Source organism: Xanthomonas sp. NCPPB 2864 (assembly GCF_056675615.1).
The window spans coordinates 97,435-118,900 of the sequence record NZ_JBWWVS010000008.1; the positions used below are offsets into that span (position 1 = coordinate 97,435).

22 protein-coding genes are annotated in these 21,466 nt (G+C 64.3%); 15 read left to right on the forward strand and 7 right to left on the reverse strand.

Going from position 1 to position 21,466, the window contains the following annotated elements:
• Positions 1–3: 3 nt before the first annotated feature.
• The 5 genes from AC1KVE_RS16315 (at position 4) to AC1KVE_RS16335 (ending at position 6,788) form a co-directional block, all read left to right on the forward strand.
• Positions 4–2,379: a hypothetical protein gene (locus AC1KVE_RS16315; RefSeq protein WP_481092637.1), complete on the forward strand. Its 2,376-nt coding sequence runs from the start codon at positions 4–6 to the stop codon at positions 2,377–2,379.
• Positions 2,380–2,548: 169 nt separating this feature from the next.
• On the forward strand, positions 2,549–3,334 hold the full coding sequence (locus AC1KVE_RS16320) for a gp53-like domain-containing protein (RefSeq protein WP_481092638.1): 786 nt from the start codon (positions 2,549–2,551) through the stop codon (positions 3,332–3,334).
• Positions 3,334–4,839: a hypothetical protein gene (locus AC1KVE_RS16325; RefSeq protein ID WP_481092639.1), complete on the forward strand. Its 1,506-nt coding sequence runs from the start codon at positions 3,334–3,336 to the stop codon at positions 4,837–4,839. The genes AC1KVE_RS16320 and AC1KVE_RS16325 overlap by 1 nt, the downstream gene beginning before the upstream one ends.
• Before the next feature lie 3 nt (positions 4,840–4,842).
• On the forward strand, positions 4,843–5,220 hold the full coding sequence (locus AC1KVE_RS16330) for a hypothetical protein (RefSeq protein ID WP_435013023.1): 378 nt from the start codon (positions 4,843–4,845) through the stop codon (positions 5,218–5,220).
• 689 nt (positions 5,221–5,909) lie between these two features.
• Positions 5,910–6,788, forward strand: a complete 879-nt coding sequence (locus AC1KVE_RS16335) for a DUF4760 domain-containing protein (protein ID WP_481092640.1) — start codon at positions 5,910–5,912, stop codon at positions 6,786–6,788.
• Positions 6,789–6,902: 114 nt separating this feature from the next.
• Here AC1KVE_RS16335 and AC1KVE_RS16340 read toward each other — a convergent pair whose 3' ends face one another.
• Positions 6,903–7,106 carry a DUF4224 domain-containing protein gene (locus tag AC1KVE_RS16340; RefSeq protein WP_481092641.1) on the reverse strand — a complete coding sequence of 68 codons (204 nt, stop codon included), beginning with the start codon at positions 7,104–7,106 and terminating at the stop codon, positions 6,903–6,905.
• 138 nt (positions 7,107–7,244) lie between these two features.
• On the opposite strand from AC1KVE_RS16340, the gene AC1KVE_RS16345 reads away from it, so the two are divergent.
• The gene (locus tag AC1KVE_RS16345) at positions 7,245–7,631 is read left to right on the forward strand and encodes a helix-turn-helix transcriptional regulator (RefSeq protein ID WP_481092642.1); all 387 of its coding nucleotides are present in this window, start codon (positions 7,245–7,247) and stop codon (positions 7,629–7,631) included.
• A gap of 312 nt (positions 7,632–7,943) precedes the next feature.
• On the opposite strand, the gene tmk is transcribed toward AC1KVE_RS16345, so the two are convergent.
• From tmk to AC1KVE_RS16370, 5 genes are all read right to left on the reverse strand, one after another.
• Positions 7,944–8,621 carry a dTMP kinase gene (gene tmk, locus AC1KVE_RS16350; protein ID WP_481092643.1) on the reverse strand — a complete coding sequence of 226 codons (678 nt, stop codon included), beginning with the start codon at positions 8,619–8,621 and terminating at the stop codon, positions 7,944–7,946.
• Positions 8,622–9,129: 508 nt separating this feature from the next.
• Positions 9,130–9,672 carry a GTP-binding protein gene (locus AC1KVE_RS16355; RefSeq protein WP_016904520.1) on the reverse strand — a complete coding sequence of 181 codons (543 nt, stop codon included), beginning with the start codon at positions 9,670–9,672 and terminating at the stop codon, positions 9,130–9,132.
• Positions 9,669–10,586: a hypothetical protein gene (locus AC1KVE_RS16360; RefSeq protein WP_054591234.1), complete on the reverse strand. Its 918-nt coding sequence runs from the start codon at positions 10,584–10,586 to the stop codon at positions 9,669–9,671. Before AC1KVE_RS16360 ends, AC1KVE_RS16355 begins: the two co-directional genes overlap by 4 nt.
• Before the next feature lie 94 nt (positions 10,587–10,680).
• Positions 10,681–11,040 carry a roadblock/LC7 domain-containing protein gene (locus tag AC1KVE_RS16365; RefSeq protein WP_016904518.1) on the reverse strand — a complete coding sequence of 120 codons (360 nt, stop codon included), beginning with the start codon at positions 11,038–11,040 and terminating at the stop codon, positions 10,681–10,683.
• Between the two features lie 64 nt (positions 11,041–11,104).
• On the reverse strand, positions 11,105–11,557 hold the full coding sequence (locus AC1KVE_RS16370) for a roadblock/LC7 domain-containing protein (RefSeq protein ID WP_046344911.1): 453 nt from the start codon (positions 11,555–11,557) through the stop codon (positions 11,105–11,107).
• 478 nt (positions 11,558–12,035) lie between these two features.
• Between AC1KVE_RS16370 and rocF the strand changes: the two genes are divergently transcribed.
• From rocF to AC1KVE_RS16405, 7 genes are all read left to right on the forward strand, one after another.
• A complete protein-coding gene (gene rocF, locus AC1KVE_RS16375) occupies positions 12,036–12,959 on the forward strand; it encodes an arginase (protein WP_046346094.1) in 924 nt (307 codons plus the stop codon).
• Positions 12,960–13,068: 109 nt separating this feature from the next.
• Positions 13,069–13,221: an entericidin A/B family lipoprotein gene (locus AC1KVE_RS16380; RefSeq protein WP_006451340.1), complete on the forward strand. Its 153-nt coding sequence runs from the start codon at positions 13,069–13,071 to the stop codon at positions 13,219–13,221.
• A gap of 78 nt (positions 13,222–13,299) precedes the next feature.
• Positions 13,300–13,434, forward strand: a complete 135-nt coding sequence (locus tag AC1KVE_RS16385; protein ID WP_016904515.1) for an entericidin A/B family lipoprotein — start codon at positions 13,300–13,302, stop codon at positions 13,432–13,434.
• Positions 13,435–13,683: 249 nt separating this feature from the next.
• Complete coding sequence (locus AC1KVE_RS16390) at positions 13,684–13,893, forward strand: CsbD family protein (RefSeq protein WP_016904514.1); 210 nt, start codon at positions 13,684–13,686, stop codon at positions 13,891–13,893.
• Between the two features lie 182 nt (positions 13,894–14,075).
• Positions 14,076–15,365, forward strand: a complete 1,290-nt coding sequence (locus AC1KVE_RS16395; protein WP_481092644.1) for a tryptophan--tRNA ligase — start codon at positions 14,076–14,078, stop codon at positions 15,363–15,365.
• 58 nt (positions 15,366–15,423) lie between these two features.
• Positions 15,424–16,368 carry an MBL fold metallo-hydrolase gene (locus AC1KVE_RS16400; protein ID WP_184458422.1) on the forward strand — a complete coding sequence of 315 codons (945 nt, stop codon included), beginning with the start codon at positions 15,424–15,426 and terminating at the stop codon, positions 16,366–16,368.
• 846 nt (positions 16,369–17,214) lie between these two features.
• Positions 17,215–18,867: a M28 family metallopeptidase gene (locus AC1KVE_RS16405; RefSeq protein WP_456363015.1), complete on the forward strand. Its 1,653-nt coding sequence runs from the start codon at positions 17,215–17,217 to the stop codon at positions 18,865–18,867.
• Between the two features lie 124 nt (positions 18,868–18,991).
• Here AC1KVE_RS16405 and AC1KVE_RS16410 read toward each other — a convergent pair whose 3' ends face one another.
• Positions 18,992–19,408, reverse strand: a complete 417-nt coding sequence (locus AC1KVE_RS16410) for a Rap1a/Tai family immunity protein (protein ID WP_046344903.1) — start codon at positions 19,406–19,408, stop codon at positions 18,992–18,994.
• Between the two features lie 86 nt (positions 19,409–19,494).
• Between AC1KVE_RS16410 and yedA the strand changes: the two genes are divergently transcribed.
• Entirely contained in the window at positions 19,495–20,391 is an 897-nt protein-coding gene (gene yedA / locus AC1KVE_RS16415) for a drug/metabolite exporter YedA (protein ID WP_102251088.1), read from the forward strand.
• A complete protein-coding gene (rarD, locus tag AC1KVE_RS16420; protein WP_102251087.1) occupies positions 20,388–21,299 on the forward strand; it encodes an EamA family transporter RarD in 912 nt (303 codons plus the stop codon). The genes yedA and rarD overlap by 4 nt, the downstream gene beginning before the upstream one ends.
• Positions 21,300–21,466: the final 167 nt, after the last annotated feature.

A 21,466-nucleotide genomic window follows, 5' to 3' on the forward strand; every position in this document is an offset into this window, starting at 1 on the left:
CGCATGGCGAAGAAATGGGTGGAAGTGGCCGCATCGCCGGCCTACCAAGCGCTAGCACCTGAGCAGCAGGAAGAGGCGCGCAACCAGTACTGGAGCGAGGTAGTTGCTCCGAACGTTCCGCAGCAGGAGCAGGCCACGGTGCGCCAGGCGTTCGATGCGGACACTCAGCGGACTGTTAACTGGCCGGACGCTGGCACGATGGAAATCCCGATCACTGGCGGCACGCCGGGGCCGGCAAGCGTGGGCCAGAGCGGCGTCACGCGCGAACAGCGCCAGCAGCGCATCGCCGCCGCAGACGAAGCGCTGGATTTGGATGCACGGCGGTCGTCGCTGGACACGCAGGAAAGCATCGGCCGCAATCTGGCGCTCGGTGGCCGCGCGATGCTGCGCGGCGTGGTCGGCCTGCCGGATATGGTGGTGGCGCCGCTGGTGGCCGGCGTGAACCGCCTGCTGCCTGAGCGCTACCAGCAGACCGGCCTGACGGGCATGGTGGACTCGCTGGCCGACAAGGTTGGCGCGCCGCGTCCAGCCAACGCCGCCGAGCGAGTGAGCAGCGACGTCACCAGTGCGATCACCGGCGGCGCCACTGGCATCGGTGTCGGCAACATGCTGGCCAACCTGGGGGCGCGCGGTGTGCAGTCTGGCGGCGGCAACATGCTCACCAGCATCGGTAACACGCTGCAGGCAAACCCCGCGCTGCAGCTGGTAAGCGCCGGCACCGGCGCGGCTGCCGCAGGCACGACCCGCGAATCGGGCGGTGGCACCGGCGCGCAGTTGCTCGCCGGCCTCGCAGGCGGCTTGGCGCCTGGCGCTGCAGGCGGTGCTGCCGCACTGGCTGGTCGCACGCTACTGCCCAACCGGCTGGCCCAACTTGTCCCGGAGCCTGTCGGTGCTGTCCCGACCGCATTGGCTGGAGCGGTGCGGCGCAGTGTTCGCGGCGAGGACACGCAGAGCATGCGCGACGCGATTGCGGCGTTCGATGCCGCTGGAACTACGCCGAGCGTGGGACAAGCGTCAGGCAGTCGGACGGCGAGCGCACTGGAGACGTTCGCCGGCAATTTCCCAGGTGGTGCCGGCCGCATCGAGCGACTTGGCAGCCAGCAGCAGGAGCAGGTGCGCGGGCAGATCGACGACCTTTCAAATTCCATCGCGCCAAATGGTGCAAGCCTTACCCCGCAGCAGGTGGGCGCAACGGTACAGGAGGGAATCAACGGTCCGAGCGGCTTCGTCAACACGTTCCGAGGCACGGCCAGCAAGCTGTACAACGCCGTCGACAAGTATCTGCCGGGCAACACCAAAGTCGCCGCGCAAAACACCGACAACTTCCTCACCGATCTGACGACGCCGACACCAGGCGCAACCAACACGTCGCAGGTGCTGGCCAATCCCTTCATGGAGCGGCTGGCGGAAGGTGTTGCCGCGGACCTGAAGGCGAACAACGGGACCATTCCATACAGTGCACTCAAGAGCATTCGATCGCAGGTAGGCGAAAAGATCGCAGATGCCGGGCTAAACCCTGATATCAACGTGAAACAGCTGCGTGCGCTCTACGCAAACCTAACCGAGGACATGACTGCGGCAGTGCAGGCGACCGGCAACCCTCGCGCAGTACAGCTGATGGATCGAGCCAACAACTATTACAAGCTGGGTGCGACGCGCATTGATCAGATCGAAAAGGCCATTGGCAAGGTGAGCCAGGCGTCTCCCGAGCAGGCCTATATGTCGCTGTTCAACGGGGTGAAGAACGGGGCGACCCCATTGAAGAGGGTGATGGGTGCTCTACCGCCAGAAGCGCGCTCGGAGGTCACTGCATCTTTCCTGCAACGCATGGGACGGGCAGCGAAAGGGCAGCAGGACGTCAGCGGCGATGCCTTCTCTATGCGCACGTTCCTTACCAACTGGGCAGACCTGAGCCCGGAGGCAAAGAAAGAGCTGTTCCAGACCGCTCGCTATGGCAAGTCATTCCGCGACAACATCGACAAGATCGCGCGAGTCACGGATGCGATCACCAAGGGCAACAAGGTTTTCTACAACTCGTCCGGCACCACGCGCCAGACCGCTCTAGGCGGCGTCATTACGGCCGTACCTTCTGCGGCCGGATTGGCGTTCACCGGCCACGTTGCGCAAGCTGCAGCGGTGTTGGCCTCTACGGCTTCAACGGTGGGAGCGGCGAATCTAAGCGCGCGGATGATGACGAACCCGCGTGTGGTTTCCTGGCTCGCCAGCAACACGAGACGTGATGCTGGCGACCTAGTAGCGCAGATACAACTCTTGCGCCAGGCAGGCGAGAAGGCTGGCGACGACGATGCGGTTGAGGTAGCTGACGCTCTCAGTCAACGTGCCAGCCAGGCACCTAGCGCCGCTCCAGCAGCTCAATGATCCGTTGAAGCAATGAGCCAATCCGGATAACTCCGGCTGCAATGCCACCAAGCAAGATCGCGCAAAGCACAAGCAGATATTCCATGGCCAACCCCCGATAAGTTCGGCCGAATCCTACCATCCACCCCAGCCCCGCCATGTGCGGGGCTTTTTTTTGCCCGGAGCATCCATGTCTCAACGCTTCTACAACCCCGCGCCGGTGTTCGCCGATCTGCTCGGCCTTAAGCCACTGGCTGACGGCAGCCTGCAGTTTTACGACCAGGGCACGACCACCCCCAAGGGCACCTGGTCGGACTCGGATCTGACCGTCGCCAACCAGAACCCGGTGCCGCTGGATTCGTCCGGCCGGGCGAACACGAACATCTGGCTGGATGGCGCCTATACGGTGGTGCTGCGAGCGGCTGACGGCACGTCGGTGTGGACGCGGGATGTGGACGACGGTGCCGGCGGCGGCGCGACCATCCCCACGCTGCAGAACGGCCAATTCCTGACCAACGACGGCAGCAACCTGCTGTGGGGTCCGGTGCTGCAGGTGCCTGACCCCTCGGGCTCGTCCGGCAAGGTGCTCGGCACCGATGGCGCCAACCTGATCTGGCAAGCGAAGCCGGAAGCGCCGGTGCTGCCGGTGGAGAACTTCAACGGCGGGGTGAAGATCGGCACGATGATGATTCAGTTTGGCACGTCCAGCTTGGCGGCAAGCGGACAAACCGTGGCTGCAGGGAGCGTCAACTTCGGGCGCGCATTCTCGGCCCCGCCAGTGGTGAACGCTAACTCCAACACCAGCGCCGCTACCGCCGAAGGTCAGATCCCAGTTTTTGAAACTGAGGCAACGACCACAGGGTTTACCGTGAAGGTCCACACTAATGACTTCGGCCGTAACGGCGCACGCATCACCAGCGCCGTGCCCTTCTCCTGGATTGCGGTGGGTCCGGTTGCAGCGGCTGCAGCCGGCTGATGGCCACCATCCCACGCCCGCAAGCGCCTGTCGTCAACGATGCAGGATTGATAACACGCGAGTGGCACAACTTCCTGTTGGACTTGGCGAACAACGCCGGCTTGACGCCAGCCCAGCGCAAGCAGCTAGAAGACCTGCTCGGGCGCGTGGAGGCGCTGGAGAGCGGCGGCGGTGCCGGCGGCAACGTGTCCGTGCAAGGACTCGGGTCGATCGTCACAAGCGGCATCGACATCGTGCTGGTGATGCTGGACGGTGACAACGACGCGCCCGGCGCCAGCTGGTACTACGGCACCGGCCCGGACGGGACGAAGGGCTGGTATGCGATTGCAAATGCGCTGGCAGCGACCACCGACCTGACCAAGGCAGTGGACGGCACCACGGGTGTTACCACCTACGGCCTGGCCGACCTACCGAACAGCGGCACCGGCACCGCGATCTACAAGACCGCGCGTGACTCAAAAGGGCGAATCTCCGGCCAGGTCGCAGCGAATACTGATGATCTGCCAGAGAGCAGCACACCTACCAATCAGTGGTTCACCGCGACGCGTGCACGCGCCGTCGTGTTGACTGGCCTGTCCACCGCGACCAACGCCGCCATCGCCGCTACCGATTCGTTCTTGGCTGCTATGGGAAAGCTGCAAGCGCAAATCACCGGGCTGGGCACGTCCAAAGCGGACAAGACGACGACTATTTCCACGACTGCACCGCTTGGAGGTGGTGGCGACCTGTCCGCAAATCGGACGTTGACCATTTCTGCGGCGACGACTGCCGCGGCAGGCAGTATGTCAGCAGCGGACAAGGTCCTGCTGGACGGCATTGTGGCGTGGTCACCATCTGCCCTCGCCGGTCTTGTGCTGGTTTACGTGAGCGGGACGAGTCTCACCGTAAGCACGGGCGCCTGCTACATCCAAAGCCTGGGACGGGTGTTGGTTTTTCCTGGCGCTATCACCCTTTCCGGCCTTTCGTTGAGCGCCAGCACGTTCTACCACGTCTACGCATACCTCAACTCATCTACCGCTGCCGTGGAGCTTGTGACGACAGTGCCTGCCGCCGCATATTTCGGCGATGCCCGTAGCAAGACTGGGGACGCGAGCCGTCGCTATATCGGCAGCATTTTGACCGACGCGTCTGGCGCGATCATCCGGTTTGTGATGACCTCCCAGGGACTGGTCAGTTATACAAATCCGGGAACCGGCGCAACTCCGTTCCGCGTCCTCGCGAACAAGCAGTCTGCGGCTGAGGTCAGTGTAAGCCTATCTTCTGTCGTGCCGGTGACGGCAAATTCTGTCACTGTCCGCCAGTTCTTCAACCGCACCGTGGCCGACAATGCAGCGAGCCTGGGACCTGCATCCGGCCAATACTGGAACAACGTGTCGTCGCCCGGCGTTGGGTTTCTGACTTTCCCGCTACTGAGCCAATCCATTTACGCAAAACTTAACAATGACGTTACCGATGGCAATGGCGGGCTCTACGTCGATGTTGAGGGATACACGATCGCGAGGTGATGCATGTATGCAGTTAAGGGTCGAGGTTGGCGCGCCGTCGCTCCCGGCGACGCGCTGGAGGATGGTGAGCAGCTGTGCGCTGAGATTCCGGCCGAAGCGTTTGAGCCGGATCCGGTGACAGAGACCAAGATGCAAATCAGCCTTTGGCTTGATCGTGTAGCGCAGTCCCGCGGCTACGACAGCATCGTCTCGTGCGCCTCCTACGCATCCAGCACCAACGACCAGTTCCGCGCTGAGGCTCAGGCCGCCATTGCCTGGCGCGACGCGGTGTACGCCAAAGGGTACGACATCCTGGCCAGCACTCCCGAAGGTGTCGAAACGCCCGACGACGTGATGGCCCTTCTTCCGCAGCCGGGCGCGTTCGGCTGGCCGTCGGCCTAGGAATCCCCCGACACACCGCTGCGGGACGCCCCGATGCCGCTGGCCCCGCGGCGGTGGCATCGTGAGGTTGCCGGACGCGGGGCCGTAGACAGCTCAACCCGCGAGGCGCCTGAGCAGCGCCAAGCCGGCACCCAATCGCAACCCTGGAGGCCTGAGCAGTGCTCTCCGGATACAGCGTGAGCCGCTCCAATTTTGCGCATCTATGCTGCACTGCCATGACGCCGTGCTCAGGATGTAAGACCAGATTGTCTAACATCTCATCCGTTAATGATACTGAACATCTTTTCAAAACAGCAACTTGCATGCTGCTGTAGGAGTCGGGACTGCCGCAAACGTTCACGTTGCCTACTGCAGTTTTTTTTTTGAACCTTGAACCGTTGCAACCGTTGCACCACAACCCCTAAGATCCGCAGCAACGGGGCACATCTCGTTACTGACCCGGTCGGCTAAGGCTAAAGAAAGCTCGATGTAGGCCGATAGCGATAGTGATGGAGAACTTTTTTCGGGCAGTCTGGTCTTATATGTAGGCCATCCAGGCCTTCTAAGCGAGGAGATGAGTATGAACATGGTCGGCGTAGAAGAGTAAGGGATAACTTTTTTCGATCAAACAAAGGGGGCTCAGGCCCCCTTTGCTATTGAGCCAAGCAGGCTCTTCATAGAACAGATTTGGGCTGGGGGGAATGGAGGGGATGGATAGGATTTTCCTGGACTTGGTGACCAAGTGTTGGTGGTCATGGGTTGCACTTTTATTTTCTGTAGTGATCGCTGCAATCGCTTTGTCAAACCCAGCTCTCAGCCGTCCGGAAACGGGGATGCTGTGGATTGCTTCATACGCCTCATTGTGTGTATTTTTTTCAAGACAACTTATTGCTGCAGCTTGTAATGGGCATAAGCATTTACTGACCGTGTGCTTTTGGTCATTTGTGCTGGTGCTATTACTGGTTATTCTTTCCTACTATTCGTTTTATGCGTTTATTCCGACAGACGATGCTGGACATTACGAGAAGTTTCTGAACATCGTTCCCGTTTTTGTAGCAATTTGGGCCGCCGCTTTGGGTTGGTTTGTTCATTTTCGACTGTCCACGAAGGCTCATAGAACTAATAATGCTTTCCAAATTTGCATGGAGATTCGGAAGAGCGGGGAATATTTAAAACGCTCTGAGCTAGTGTCTCTCCACTTCCCTTCTGGCACAGTGGATATTCCTAAGGAATATCACGAGCATTTTCCGATAAGCTCACTCAGCAAGGCGAAGGCGTTGCAGCCCCCTGATGCGGGCCAAGTCGAAATGGCTGAAGCGCTACAGGCACTGCGTTATCAGTTGAATTATTTTGAATTTATGGCTGTGGGCATCAAGGCAGGTGATCTTGATGAGGATCTTCTTTATAACAGTATCTCCGTGCAAGTTGTAAAGTTGTTTGAACGTTCCCACCAATTAATTGCATATCTTAATAGTGATGCGCCTGCTGGCGCAGGACAGACGCTTGCTTTCTGTGAGTTGCGGGCACTTGTAGGTCGTTGGAATCCAAGACTCAAGGCAGACATTGCCGCCTATACCGCGGCGCCTTAATTAGGTCTGAGGGTTGAGTGGTTAAAGCTGGTTCGAATAGCAGGTTCTACAACGCTTTAGCGCCTGCTACGCCGCTCGCTCAAGCTTTAGAGAGGTTAGGAAATGTTTGCAGCCCTAGCCCTTACTTGGCTTCCAAACCGGCATCGCCGGCGGGTGAGTCTCAGATGGCTCAACCGCTGAGCGCAGCACCACTGGCCATCCATAGGCGTCGAGATAATGCCGAATTCCGTTTTGGCGCAAAAAGAGCGCCTGCCGCGCCCGCTGAGGACTCCGGCAAAGCTCCTTTATCTCATCGCGAGATAGACACAGCTCCGACACAAGTTGCCGCTTCTGTTCAGTTGAGGCTGATTACAGCACAGAACATACTCTGTATCTGCTCCGCCGCCAAGTGAGGTGAAATCGCGGGATCGTCTCGTAATCGCATCCCATGCGACAGCGTTCTTTAGTCTCGGGGGCATGAGCGACCAGCACCGAAAGAGTGCCCCCCCACCCGATCTGCCGTATGAGCAATTCGCCGAGTTGATCGGTCTGTTTGCTGAAGCCGTGGCTGAAAGAGTTGCAGCCAAGCTTGAGGTGAAGGCGTCGCGCGCGCTCCCACCCACTGAGCGCCCTGGACATGTGCAAGCGCCATCTGACGGCCGGCCTCGCCTGCTGCGCATTGCGCGGGTCAAGGACCGGGTAGGCATGTCCCAGACCACCATCTACGACCGAATCAAGAAGGGCACATTCCCCAAGCCGGTGCCGTTGGGCACGTTGGTCGCCTGGTTGGAGTCTGAGATTGACGAGTGGATTGCCGCGCGCGTAGCCGATCGCTCTGACGCGCAGCCAGGCTGGGATCGCTGACGGCGACAGCCAGGGGCGGCTGACTTATGGATGGCCGTATCGCCCGGGTCACAGGCGGCGACTTAGCAGGAATTCCCCAGGCTGCCCGGAAACCCTTGCAGGACAAGAGGGCTTGAATCCGGGTGCCGGCACCACGAAGGTTCTCTCGTCCTATCCCGAAATGTCCATGTAGCTCGGGGCTGACTGCGCTGTTGGGTCAGCGTCTCCGGGCCGCGCCTTGTCCGGTGTGATCGGCCGAAACAGCTATCTGCCCGCGGCCCGCCAATCACAACGCGCCAGTTGCTGTTGCCTGCGCGCAGGACGCGCAGCGACTCAGGCCGGGCGACCGGCCGACAGCAGTTCCAACGTGGCCTGGTCGGCATCGGTGGCGTCGACGCGCAGGCGTTCGGCCAGTGCGGCAACAACGATGGCGTGGGCCTGGCGGAGCACGCTGTCCGCGTCGGCGCTGGCATCCACGACGTGCTTTCCCGGCAACTGCAGCTGGGCAAAGATGCTGCGGCAGCGCTCCAGGTTGTCCTGGGTTTCGAAGTGATTGGGTGCATCGCCGCGGGCGCGGATACGCGCCAGGCCGGTGGGTGGAGGCAAGTCGAGCAGCAGCAACACGTCCGGGCGCGGCGCGAAGGCGTTGCGGTCCAGCAGGTCGTCCAGCGGCAGGCCGGCGGCGCCTTGGTAGGCGACCATCGAGGGGAAATAGCGGTCCAGGATCACGATGTCGCCCCGCTCCAGCGCCGGTGCGATCAGGGTGTCCACGTGTTCGTGGCGGTCGCGGATCAGCAGCTCGGCTTCTTCGTCGGCGCTGAGGCGGCCGGTGGCGGCGGACTGGCGCAGCTGGGTGCCCCAGGGGCCATTGGTCGGTTCCTTGCTGAGCACCACGCGCGCGCCGGCCGCTTCCAGCGTGGTGGCCAGGCTGCGGGCGAGGGTGGTCTTGCCGGCGCCGTCGATGCCTTCGATCGCGATCAGCAGACCGCCGGGCTTCAGTTCGATTGTCATCGCGCTACTTTATCCGATCATGGTGCTGGATCAGCACCTGGCATTGGTGGACGTCGCCCTGCAGCGGCCGATCCCGGCGCATCGGGTCTGCGCTGCGCGTCACCGATGGCACCGCCGCTGCCGCGCGTCGATGCCTGTGCGAGATGGCTTGACGACCGTCATGTCCAACGCAGCGCCGGGCGCGCACAACAACCGCATCACGACCGCCGCTTGCAGGCGCTGCCGGCTGCTGGCGCTATTGCATATGCCGTATGACCGGTATGTCCTGCGCGATGTCGGGAACGTCCCGATGCCCTGATTTCTGGCTGCGCGGCATACTGAACAAGTCAGGCAAAGCACCCGAATGTATGACGTCCGCGTTGCGTGCCTGGCAACAAGGAAGATGGACGCGTCGCCGTCACCCTAGAGGCGGCATCCCCCGCGTGACGCCCTGTCAGGCACCGTCGTGACCGGATTCCTTGTTTTTCTCGCGCGCCGACCACGTCGGCAATGCCACGTACGCGCCCGCTCAGCTGGTCGCCGAGGTGTAACGATAGGACAGCAGCGACTTCACCAGGAACGTGATCTGGGTGGCCGAGCGTGCGTCCACGCGCATGACCGGGATGCGGAAGCCTTCGGCCACCAGCGCATCGCGGAACGGCGGCAGCAAAAAGTCCTGCATTTCGTCGGTCATGGTGATGCCCACCGCCAGGCTTGCCGCAGGTGCGATCTGCGAAAACTCGCGCAGCAAGGCCACGGTGGCATCGCGCATCTGCGGATCGCGCGCGCTGACCAGCACGATCACGCCCAACGCGCCGTCGCACACCAGCGGCCACATGAAATCCAGGTACTTCTGCCCGGGCACGCCGTAGACGTGCAGCAACTCGCCGTCTTCCAGTTCGATCGAGCTGTAGTCCAGTGCGACCGTGGTGTAGGTCTTGTCGCCGTAGGCATCCTGGCTGAGCGGCATCTCGGTGCTGACCGGCTCCACGTCGGAGATGGCGCGCACGGCGGTGGTCTTGCCGGCGCCCATGCCGCCAACGAACACCAGTTTGTTGGCCGGAAGACTCATGACTGCGCCTGAAAGAGAGAGAGGCCAAAGCGACGTGCGACCCAGGAGAAGAACCGGGAGTTGCTGCTGTCCGGACGGGGCTGCGTTGCAGGCACGGGAATCTCCGCAGTCTGGGCAAGGCCGCTGGCGAGTGCAGCGGCGAACAGGCATTCCACCGTTTGCAGCGGCAGCTTGCAAGCATTGGCCAGCGCCTGCGGGCGCCACGGGCGCGCATGCAGGTGGGCAATGGCAAGCAGCTGCGCCGGCGAACTGGTCTCGGCACTCAGCTCCGGCCATTGCCGCAACCGCAGCGCATGGCTGGGTTCGACCGCCGGCAGCGCGGGGCGCAGGTGCTCGGGCAGGGCGAAGTACAGCGCTTCGAAGGAAATACGTTGGCTCAGTGCGCTGTCGGCGGTGTCCGGCGCAACCTGCCAGCCGGGGCGATCCAGGGCCGCCAGCAGCTCGGTCAAGGCGATGCCGGCGGGGAGCTGCACGCAGCTGTCGGCCGGGTCCACGCGCACCTGCAAATGTCCGTTGCGCAGCAGCACCGCAGCGGTGCCGAATTCGCCGCGGCAATGGCGGACCAGCAAGGCCGGCTCGGCGACCTGCGCATGATCGGAGGACGACAGCAACAGGCGCATCTGCTCGTTGAGTTCGCGCACGGTGGCGCCGTGCTTGAGCCATGCGCCGCCGACCGGTGTCCGCGACACCACCAGCACACGCACGGGTTGCCCTTGCAAGGCCTGCCAGGCGGCCAGGCCGTCGGGGCTTTCCAGCCCCAGCACCACCACCTCGGCGGCGTGTTGCGGCCATTGCCCCAACTGCACGTCGATGCGCTCGGCCAGCAGCAACGAGCACGCCAGTTTCAGGCGCGTGGTGTGCAGCAGGTCCAGGCCGGCCGTGGCGACCCGCATGGTGTGAATGGGTGAGGTCATGACAGGGCGCCGCGTCGGCGCGTAGCAAGTACGGTGGCTGCCGGTACGGACCGGCAGGCCGGGCAGGCGACGCGTGCGCGCCGCCTGGTTGGCATCAACCGAAGTCCAGGGTCTTCTCGAAGGCCTTGAGCTCATGACGGGCCATGGCCAGATTGGCCTTGGCGCGATCCAGCACGACGTACAGGAACAAGGTGCCGTTGCTCTCCAGCGGGCGCAGCAGGTGGTATTGACGCGCCAGGGTGATCAGGATGTCTTCGATGGTGTCGTTGAGGCCGAGCTGCTCGGCGATACGGCGCTTGGCACGCACCACCTCGGTGTTGCCGGCTGCGGCAAGTTCCAGGTTGAGATCGGTGCCGCCGGTCATGCCCAGCGCCATGCCGCTGTCGCTATCGACCAGGGCAGCGCCGACGAAGCCGGCGATCGAATGCAGGTGTTCCAGATTGAGTTTTGACACGGGTCGTCCTTACGAGCGGTGAGAAATTCAGTGCACTGGCACAAGCACGAACAGTGCCAAACGCTCAGTTGGCCGGCTGCGCCAGCGCTGTCGCCAGGCGGCCGGCGCAGTCGCGTGCGTTGAACAGCAGCGCTGCGGCATTGAGATCGCTGCTGCCCACCGCGGTGAGCGTCAGCGGTTTGTCGGCGCGAATGCGGATCAGCACCAGCTGCCCGCCGCGCGTACTGATGGTGGCGTAGTCGGCTTCGCTCAGACTGGATTCGCGTGCCAGGGTCTCGCCCAGGGTCAGGAACGAATTGGCCATCGCTGCCAGCCGGCGACCGTCCACATCCAGGCTGGATTGTTCGGCGATGGCACGCCCGTCGGCAGTGGACAGCATCAGCAGACGGATGCCCGGCTCACGCTCGATGGTCTGCGCGAACTCGCGCCCGATGCGCTGCAGATCGTATTGGTGCGACGCCCGCGCGACCTCGCCCACGGCAGCCTTGACGACCTGGTTGACGGCGTTATGCGGCATGAAATCCTCCCCTGTACAAAACCCGCTGCGCGATGAAAGACCTTGTCGATGACACCGGGTCCCGCGCTGGCGGGCGAACAGTAGCATCGGCACCTTCCGTCATCGTCATAGCACCCTCAATCTCTTAACTGTGCGGTCAGACAAGCACAATCCGCAAAGCGCAGATACGCCACAAACTGCCCAACCACGTCACTTCAGGCGGCCAGCACGCGTTGGTCGCCGCCGCCAAGCGGGCGCGGCCGATGCACTGCCAGTGCTCCGGCCTAACTGCAGCGCGCCTGTACCGCGGTGTTGCGCCTGCCATCCGTACCGGTCCGACCATTGCCCGCTACGCACTATCGGCCGCACTTTCGATTGCTGCAGGGGCAAATGCGATTGCGTGATCGGTGACGCAGGCCGGACGCCGTGCTGCGCTGCCGCGCGTCAGCGCACGAGCCGGCGACTAGACTGCAGCGCTTTCTCGATGCTGGAGCAATGCATGGCGACGCAGTACCTGCCGGTTTCCCTGATTGGCGTTCCCACCGACATCGGTGCCGGCCACCGTGGTGCGCGGATGGGGCCGGAGGCGTTGCGCATCGCCGGGCTGCAGGAGGCTTTGATCGGCCGCGGCGTGGAGGTGCACGACCTGGGCAACCTGGATGGCCCGCGCAATCCCTGGCAGGCCCCGCAGGCCGGCTACCGGCATCTGGACGAGGTGGTGGCCTGGAACCAGGCGCTGATGGAGGCCAGCTATGCGCAGCTGCGCGCCGGCCGCATGCCGGTCATGCTCGGTGGCGACCACTGCCTGGGCATCGGTTCGATCACCGCGGTGGCCAAGTACTGCCGCGAGCAGCAACGCCCGCTGCGGGTGCTGTGGCTGGATGCGCACTCGGACTTCAATACCAGTGAGGTGACACCGTCGGGCAACGTGCACGGTATGCCGGTAGCCTGCCTGTGCGGGCTGGGCCCGCAGGCGTTGACGCATCTGGGCGGCAGCGCACCGGCGTTGCTGCCCGAGCAGGTGCGGCAGATCGGCATCCGCTCGGTGGACCCGGAGGAAAAGCGCCTGATCAAACAGCACCGCATCGATGTCTACGACATGCGCTACATCGACGAGGCCGGCATGAAGCGCACCATGGAGACCGCCCTTCAGGGGATGAGTGATGACACCCATCTGCATGTGAGCTTCGACGTGGATTTCCTGGACCCGAGCATCGCACCGGGCGTGGGCACCACCGTGCCGGGTGGGCCCAACTACCGCGAGGCGCAGCTGGTGATGGAGATGATCGCCGACACCGGGCGCATGGGGTCGCTGGACATCGTCGAGCTCAATCCGGTCCTGGACAACCGCAACGCCACCGCCGAGCTGGCGGTGGATCTGGTCGAGAGCCTGTTCGGCAAGTCAACACTGATGCGAGATTGATCAATCGCTGAACGCAGCACGCCGCGTTCACATCAAATCCACGGCCGCGCAGTCAGATTTGTCGCCAGACACGGTGCGTCTGCACCGAACGCAGAACTGAGGAAGACCGATGAAGCGACTGCTGACACTGATGGTACTGGGCCTGTTTTCGGCCGGCGTGATGACTGGCTGCAACACCATGGCCGGCGCGGGCAAGGACATGCAGGGTGCAGGTGAGAAGGTCGAAAAGAAGGCCGACAATTGCAGCGACGGTAAGTGCTGATCCTTGCGTTTTGAATCCTAGTTGTTTGATTTGATTGATCTGCGGCAAGCCGCCGCTTTACCCACGAAGGAGTCTGTTATGAAGCGTGCAATTGTGCTGCTGGTGCTGTCGGTGTTGTCGGTCGGTATGCTGTCGGGTTGCAACACCGTCGCAGGTGCCGGCAAGGACGTGCAGGGCGCTGGCGAGAAGGTGGAAGACGCTGCGCGCAAGTAATCTAGCGCTGCATGCAGAAAAAACGGGCCGCAAGGCCCGTTTTTTTTGCCTGATGCCTTGCGCAGGCAGGGCAGCGCGGCGACGCATCTGGGCATGCGACGGCGCGGCCATACATAGAACTGCGCCGCAAGCGTCGGCAACCGTTCAGTGCGGTGAGTGCGGGTTTGACGGCTTTTGATCTGCGGCGAACGGTGCGGTGGTCAACCTGCGCAGACGGTCAATCGCGGCCGCATCAGCGGAGTCGACGCAATGAACACTGACATCATTTCCGGCAAGTGGACCCAGCTCAAGGGCAAGGCGCAGGCCAAGTGGGGCGACCTCACCGACGACGATTTCAAGGTTGCCGAGGGCAACGCCGAATATCTGCAGGGCAAGCTCCAGGAGCGCTACGGCTGGGACCGCGACCGCGCCCAGACCGAGGTGCGCGCCTTCGAAAAGTCGTTGCGCGACGACACCTGACGGTGCCGCGCAACCGCGCCCACCCGCCGTGGTGAGCGCCAACTGCACAGGACGGGCCGCTCGATGCGGCTCGTTTTGCGTCTGCCGCCGAAGCCGGTAGCGGCAGGCACAAGGCACGGTTGCGGTCATGCCAGGGGCACGGAACCGCTAAACTTGCGTGCTGACTCCCTGGCCTTACGCAGATGACCACTCGCGTCCTTACCGGCATCACCACTTCCGGCACCCCGCATCTGGGCAATTACGTCGGCGCGATCCGCCCGGCCATCCAGGCCAGTACGGCTGCCGATGCGGAAAGCTTCTACTTCCTGGCCGACCTGCACAGCCTGATCAAGGCGCAGGACCCGGCGCGGACGCAGCGCTCCACATTGGAGATCGCCGCCAGCTGGCTGGCCTGCGGCCTGGACCCGGAAACGGTGTGGTTCTATCGCCAGTCCGATGTGCCGGAGACCACCGAGTTGCTGTGGCTGCTGACCTGCGTGGCAGGCAAGGGCATCCTCAACCGCGCGCATGCCTACAAGGCGGCGGTGGACAAGAATCGCGCCGACGGCGAAGACGATGATGCGGGCGTGACCGCCGGCTTGTTCATGTATCCGGTGCTGATGGCTGCAGACATCCTGATTTTCAACGCGCACAAGGTGCCAGTGGGGCGCGACCAGATCCAGCATATCGAGATGGCGCGCGATTTCGCCCAGCGCTTCAACCACGTGTATGGCCGCGAGTTTTTCACCCTGCCCGAGGTGGTGATCGACGAGCAGGTCTCGACCTTGCCGGGTCTGGACGGCCGCAAGATGAGCAAGAGTTACGGCAACACGATTCCGCTGTTCTCACCGCGCGAGGAACTGCGCAAGCTGGTGTTCTCCATCCTCACCGATTCGCGCGCGCCGGGCGAAGCCAAGGACACCCAGGGGTCGGCACTGTTCCAGCTGTACCAGGCCTTCGCCACGCCGCAGGAAACGGCGGCCTTTGCGCAGGCTTTTGCCAATGGCATCGGCTGGGGCGACGCCAAGCAGCAGCTGTTCGAGCGTATCGACCAGGAGATCGCACCGCTGCGCACGCGCTACGAGGCGCTGATGGCCGAGCCGGCCAAGATCGAGGCGATCCTGCGCGCCGGTGGCGCACGTCTGCGCGCACGCTACGCCACGCCGTTTTTGGCCGAGCTGCGTGCTGCGGTGGGGCTGCGCGATCTGTCCAGCCAGGGCGATGCGGCTGCGACGCCGGTGGGCGAGAAGAGCGCGCCGCCGGTGTTCAAGCAATACCGCGAGAGCGACGGGCAGTTCTATTTCAAGTTGACCGATGGCGCCGGTGCGTTGTTGCTGCAGAGCGATGGCTTCGCCTCGCCACGCGATGCGGGCCAACTGATTGCGCGGCTGAAGCAGGCCGGGCAAGGCAGCGACCTGCAATTGCCGGGCGTGCATGCGCAGGTGGAGGCGGAGGTGATCCTGGCGGCGCTGCGCGTGTTGCGCGAGGCGTAACGACACTCGTGGAGCCGGTGGCTAGACTGTGGCCTCTCGCATAGCCGTGGGGGGAGCAATGACAGCGACTGCCGATTCCAGCATCCACACCATCGACACCGGCTTTGGCGGTGTGCAGTTCGATGCGGCGTACCTGATCGTCGAGGCGCAACGTGGCGCCTTCGTCGATTGCGGCACTTCGCTGTCGGTGCCGCAGATGCTGGCCGCATTGCAGTCGGCCGGGCTGACGCCGGCGCAGGTGGACTGGCTGATCCTGACCCACGTGCATCTGGATCACGCCGGAGGAGCGGGTGCCTTGCTGCAGCATCTGCCCAATGCGCGGGTGCTGGTGCATCCGCGCGGCGCACCGCACATGATCGATCCCACCCGGCTGATTGCCGGGGCCACGGCGGTGTACGGCGCGGCGGAAATGGCGCGCAGTTACGGCGCGATCGTGCCGGTGCCGGCCGAGCGCGTGGTGGAAGCGGCCGACGGACAGACCGTGATGCTGGGCGAGCGCGCGCTGCGCACCATCGAGACGCCGGGCCACGCACGGCATCATCTGTGCGTGTGGGATGCGCGCAGCCGCAGCTGGTTCACTGGCGACACCTTCGGCCTGTCGTATCGCCAGCTCGATAGCGCGCAAGGCGCCTTCATCCTGCCGACCTCCTCGCCGGTGCAATTCGAAGCCGAGGCGATGCTGCACTCGATCGCGCGGCTGATGGAGGCCGCGCCGCAGGCGATGTATCTCACCCACTACGGCCGGGTCGAATCGCCGGCACCGCTGGCGCAGGCACTGGTCGAGCAGATCCATGCGATGACCGCCATCGCGCTGGACTGCGCGCAGCATGCTGACCGCCATCGCTGCATGGTGGCGGCGCTGACCGACCTGTATCTGCAACGCGCCCGCCTGCACGGCTGCCGGCTGGATGATGCACGCGTGGCGCAGCTACTGGGCACCGATATCGAACTCAACGCGCAGGGCCTGGCGTGCTGGCTGGATCGCGCGACGCGTACCAATTAGCACCACTGGAGTGGGTAACACCCCACTAGAACGCTGCAGCGAGTCGTCGCGTCGTTCGGCAACAGTCAAAAGCCGCGTCGGTCGAGCGCGCGGTGCCCTCACCGCTTGCGGGACACGCCTTGAATCCGTGCGTGGAGGCGCGGTGGCGGCATCCACGCCGCCACACGGTCCCCGCAATCGGCGAGGACACCGCACCAGAGAGTTGGTCGGCTGCTTTTGAAAGCTTGTTGCTCGGCTAGTGGTAGTAGCTGAGACGTTTTAAGTTGCGTGTTGACGCCTGTCCGCCGCTCGGCTTGTGATCGAAAGATGGTGAGGCCTGGTCGAACGCACAAGTGACCGGCCAGTGCGCTTCATGCTCTGCTTGCAACCATGCACACCGACCATCCCGACGGGTCCTTGTCCGCTCACCGTCGCGGGACCTTACGCGGCATGGATGCCGCGTAAGAGCCTACATGGACGTACTTGCGGCGTGTCCCGCGATGGTGGGCGGGCAAGGGCCTTGCAGCCAAGCTGCAAATCATCAGCTCTGCAGCTGATCTATCCGCACTGTCCAGGCTCTCGAAGCACAACGCCAAAGCAATCGAGACTTCGAACCCTAGTCATGTTTAGGCGCGATCAGAGGCGTGAACCAAGAGCTCTGTGAGCGGAGCGCGCGGTGTCTTTGCCGCTTGCAGGACACACGGTAAATCCGCCATCGAGCTCCGTGACAGCATCCATGCAGCCCAAGGGGCCTGCTAGAGAAAGAAGACATCGCGCCTGCCAACGCGGCCCAAAGCGCTCCCGTGGCGGCCGCGCGCTTGTAAACTGTGTGTCATCTATCTGTTGCAAGGCCATGCCGTGAATCCGATGCGCATCCTGTTGTTGTCCGCCTGCCTGTTCGTGGGGGGCGTGGCGCAGGCCGCCAACGATCTGCCCGGTGGCGGCATCGATGCCGAAGCGTTGTCGCGGCATGTGCGCCTGCTGGCCTCGGACGAGTTCGAGGGCCGTGCGCCGGCCAGTGCCGGCGAGCAGCGCACGGTCGATTACCTGGTCGAGCAGTTCAAGGCTGGCGGCCTGCAGCCGGGTGGCGAGCAGGGCGGTTGGACCCAGGCGGTGCCGTTGGTGCGCGCCCAGGTCGATGGCCCGGTGCGCGCCAGCCTGCGTGTCGGCGGCAAGAGCCAGACACTGGTCAATGGCACCGATGTGACCCTGCAGAGCCTGCGTCCGCAGGACGCGGTGCGCTTGAAGCATGCACCGCTGGTGTTCGTGGGCTACGGCATCAGTGCGCCGGAGCGGCAGTGGGACGACTACAAGGGCGTGGACCTGCGCGGCAAGATCGCGGTGATGCTGATCAACGATGCCGACTTCGAATCCAGCCAGCCTGGCGCCTTCGATGGCAAGGCGGTGACCTACTACGGCCGCTGGACCTACAAGTACGAAGAGGCCGCGCGTCGTGGTGCCGCCGGTGTGTTGATCGTGCACGAGACCGCGCCGGCCGCGTACGGCTGGGCGACGGTGCAGAGTTCGGGCCTGTCGCCGTTGTTCGATATCGAACGCAGCGATGCCGATGCGAAGGCGCAGCATGTGCCGGTGCGTGGCTGGATGCAGCAGACGTTGGCGGTGTCGCTGTTTCAGCGCGCCGGGCTGGATTTTGCGCAGGCCAAGCTGCGCGCGCAGCAGCGCGACTTCGCCCCGGTGGCGTTGGGCGATGCGACGCTGTCGGTGGACTTCAAGCTCAAGCGCGAGCGCGTGGTCACGCACAACGTGGTGGCCAAGCTCACCGGCAGCCAGCATCCGGACGAGACGGTGATCTTCTCCGCGCACTGGGATGCCTTCGGCGTGGGCAAGGCCGATGCCGGCGGCGACACGGTGCGGCGTGGCGCGGTGGACAACGCCACCGGCGTGGCCAGCGTGCTGGAACTGGCGCGCGTGTTCGCGGCCGGCCCCAAGCCGCAGCGCACGCTGTATTTCATCGCGTTGACGGCAGAAGAGAAGGGCCTGCTCGGCGCCAACTATTACGCCGCGCATCCGCTGGCGCCGCTGGACAAGACCGTGGCGGTGCTCAACATGGAGATGTTCAGCCCCGATGGCCCCACCCGCGATATCGCCTCGTGGGGACGTGGACGGGTGTCGCTGGAAGGCGATCTGGAAACCGCGGCCAAGGCGCGCGGCCGCAGCTATTCGCCGGACCCGAATCTGGAAGCGGGCTTCTTCTACCGCGCCGACCATTTCGCCTTTGCGCGCATGGGCGTGCCGGCGATCACCGCCGGTCCCGGGCTGGACATGCTCGACGGCGGCGTGGCGGCCGGCAAGGCGCTGCGCGACAAGTATTTTGCCGAGTGCTATCACCAGCCCTGCGATCGCTGGACCCCGCAATGGGATGCCAGCGGCCACGCGGCCGACACCACCCTGGTCTACGATGTCGGCGTGGCGCTGGCCAACGGCCGGCAGTGGCCGAGCTGGCAGGACGGTTCGGAGTTCAAGGCGATCCGCGCCAGCAGCGACGCCGCGCGCAAGTAGGGCCGGTGGTATGCAAACGCCTGCTGCTTTCGAGCCCGGGCGTCGGGCGATCGGCGAGGCGAACGTCAGTGCATCCGGCCCTTGCGTGGCGGTTGGTCGAGCCGGCTTGCGGCGACCGCGCCGCCTATTTGCGGCACGGGTAGCGCTTGGCCAGCGCCTGTACGATCAATGCGGGTGCGGCCTCGTCCAGGCGTGCATCGGGTAGCGCGCCGATATCGCTGATGATCGCCTGCATGTCCGGCGGGCCGCTCTTGCCGGCCGGCATGCACCATTGCGTGCGGTAACTGCTGCTGGCGACGCCGAGCAGGTAAGCGCCGGCGCGGTTCGCCGAGAGCATGACCTTGAGCTCGGTTTGTTCGGGCGCGATCTCCGGCGCCAACGAACCGTCCAGCCCGGCCTCGAGGAGCTTGCGCCCGCTGGGCTCCCAGGGTTCGGGTACGCGTGCCAATGCGCTGGCCGATAGCACGGTCAGGGCGGCCAACATCAACCAGGGGACGCGACGCTGCATATGCACTCCGGGCCGGGGATCAATGCGCACCATACCGCGGCAGGCGCCCGAGAGGCGTACGACGTTGGCGTGGGCAGGTGATCTAGAATTGAAGCTTCCGCTGTATTTGGCAATCTTCGATGTCCTCTTCACACGATGCTGTGGCGCCTGCGCGCAGCGGCCTGGTCGTTGTCGCGTTGTTGCTGGTCTATGTGGTCTGGGGCTCGACCTATCTGGCGATCCGCTTTGCGTTGGAAGGCGGCGCGTTGCCGCTGACCATGGTGTCCGGGGCGCGCTTCGTCGTGGCCGGCACGGTGCTGTATGCGGTACTGCGCTGGCGCGGGGTGGCTGCGCCGACGCGCGCGCAATGGAAGAACGTGGCGATGATGGGCGCGGCCCTGTTGCTGCTGGGCAACGGCATGGTGGTGCTGGCCGAGCGCAGCGTGTCGTCGGGCCTGGCCGCCACCTCGGTGGCATCGGTGCCCCTGTGGATGGCCTTGTTCGGCGCCTTGCGCGGGCAGCACGCCAGCCGTGGCGAATGGCTGGGTATCGTGATCGGCTTTCTGGGCGTGGTCTGGCTCAACGCCGGCAGCAGCCTGACCGCCACGCCGGGCGGGCTGGTGTTGTTGCTGATCGCGCCGATCGGCTGGGCCTTCGGCTCGGTGTGGTCGCGCGGACGCGACCTGCCGTCGCCGTTCATGACTGCCGCCGGGCAGATGCTGTGCGGCGGCGTGTTGCTGGTCAGCACCGGCCTGCTGATCGGCGAGCGCCCACAGAGCCTGCCGACCTCGCAGGGGCTGCTGGCCGTGGCCTATCTGTGCGTGTTCGGCTCGATCGTGGCATTTACCGCCTACGTGTGGCTGCTGCATCACGTGCGCCCGGCGTTGGCCGGCAGCTACGCCTACGTCAACCCGGTGATTGCGGTGGCGTTGGGTGCGTGGCTGGGGCATGAGCGTTTCAGCGCGCACGACATCGGCGCGATGGCGGTGATCCTGTCCGGCGTGCTGGTGGTGACCCTGGCCAAGGCGCGGCGATGACGGCGGTCTCGCCGACCGAGGCGCGTCGCGGGCTGTTGATCACCGCATCGACCTTCGTGATCTGGGGCCTGGTGCCGCTGTACTGGCACCTGCTCAAGGCGGTGCCGTCGCTGCAGATCATCGCGCACCGCATCGTCTGGAGCGCGCTGCTGGTGGTGGCGTGGTTGCTGGCCAGCTCGGGCCTGCGCTGGTGGCGCGCCATCGCCGCGCAGCCGCGCGCGCTATGGATGCTGGCCGGCAGCAGCGTGGCGATTGCGTTCAACTGGGGCCTGTATATCTGGGCGATCAACGCCGGGCACGTGATCGAGGCCAGCCTGGGGTATTTCATCAATCCGCTGCTGAGCGTGTTGCTGGGCGTGCTGGTGCTGAAGGAACGCCTGCAGCGCATCCAGTGGGTGGCGGTGGTGTGTGCGGCGGTGGGCGTGCTGTGGCTGACCCTGGATGCCGGTGCGCCGCCGTGGATCGCGCTGGGGCTGGCGTTCTCGTTCGGTGCCTATGGCCTGCTGCGCAAGCTGGTGGCGGTGGATCCGGTGGCCGGGCTGGGCGTGGAAAGCGTGTACCTGTTCGTGCCGGCGCTGCTGCTGGCGGGCTGGGGCGAGCAGGGCCATGGCGGCGCCTTCCTGAGCGGCTGGGATCTGCGTACCGATCTGCTGCTGATCTTGGGCGGCGTGCTGACCGCGGTGCCGCTGATCGGGTTTGCGTATGGCGTGCGGCGGATTCCGCTGTCGCTGGTGGGCATCCTGCAATACATCGCGCCGAGCCTGCAGTTGCTGCTGGGCGTGTGGTTCTTCCACGAGCCGTTCGATCAGGGGCGCGCGATCGGATTTGCCGCGATCTGGGTGGGGCTGCTGCTGTTCGTCGGCGATAGCCTGTGGCGGCAGCGGCGGCCGGTGGTGGTGACGCCTTAAGCATCGGCCGCTGCGCGATCCGGGCAATCGCGCAGCGGCTGCGTTGCGCGGTGGGCAGCAGCGCGGTGCGCGCTTCGACAGCCTGCCGTTGCGCAGCTCCTGCCTGGATTCAGGGCGAGCAACATGCGCAGCTCCTGCCTGGATTCAGAGCGAGCAACAGACGACTG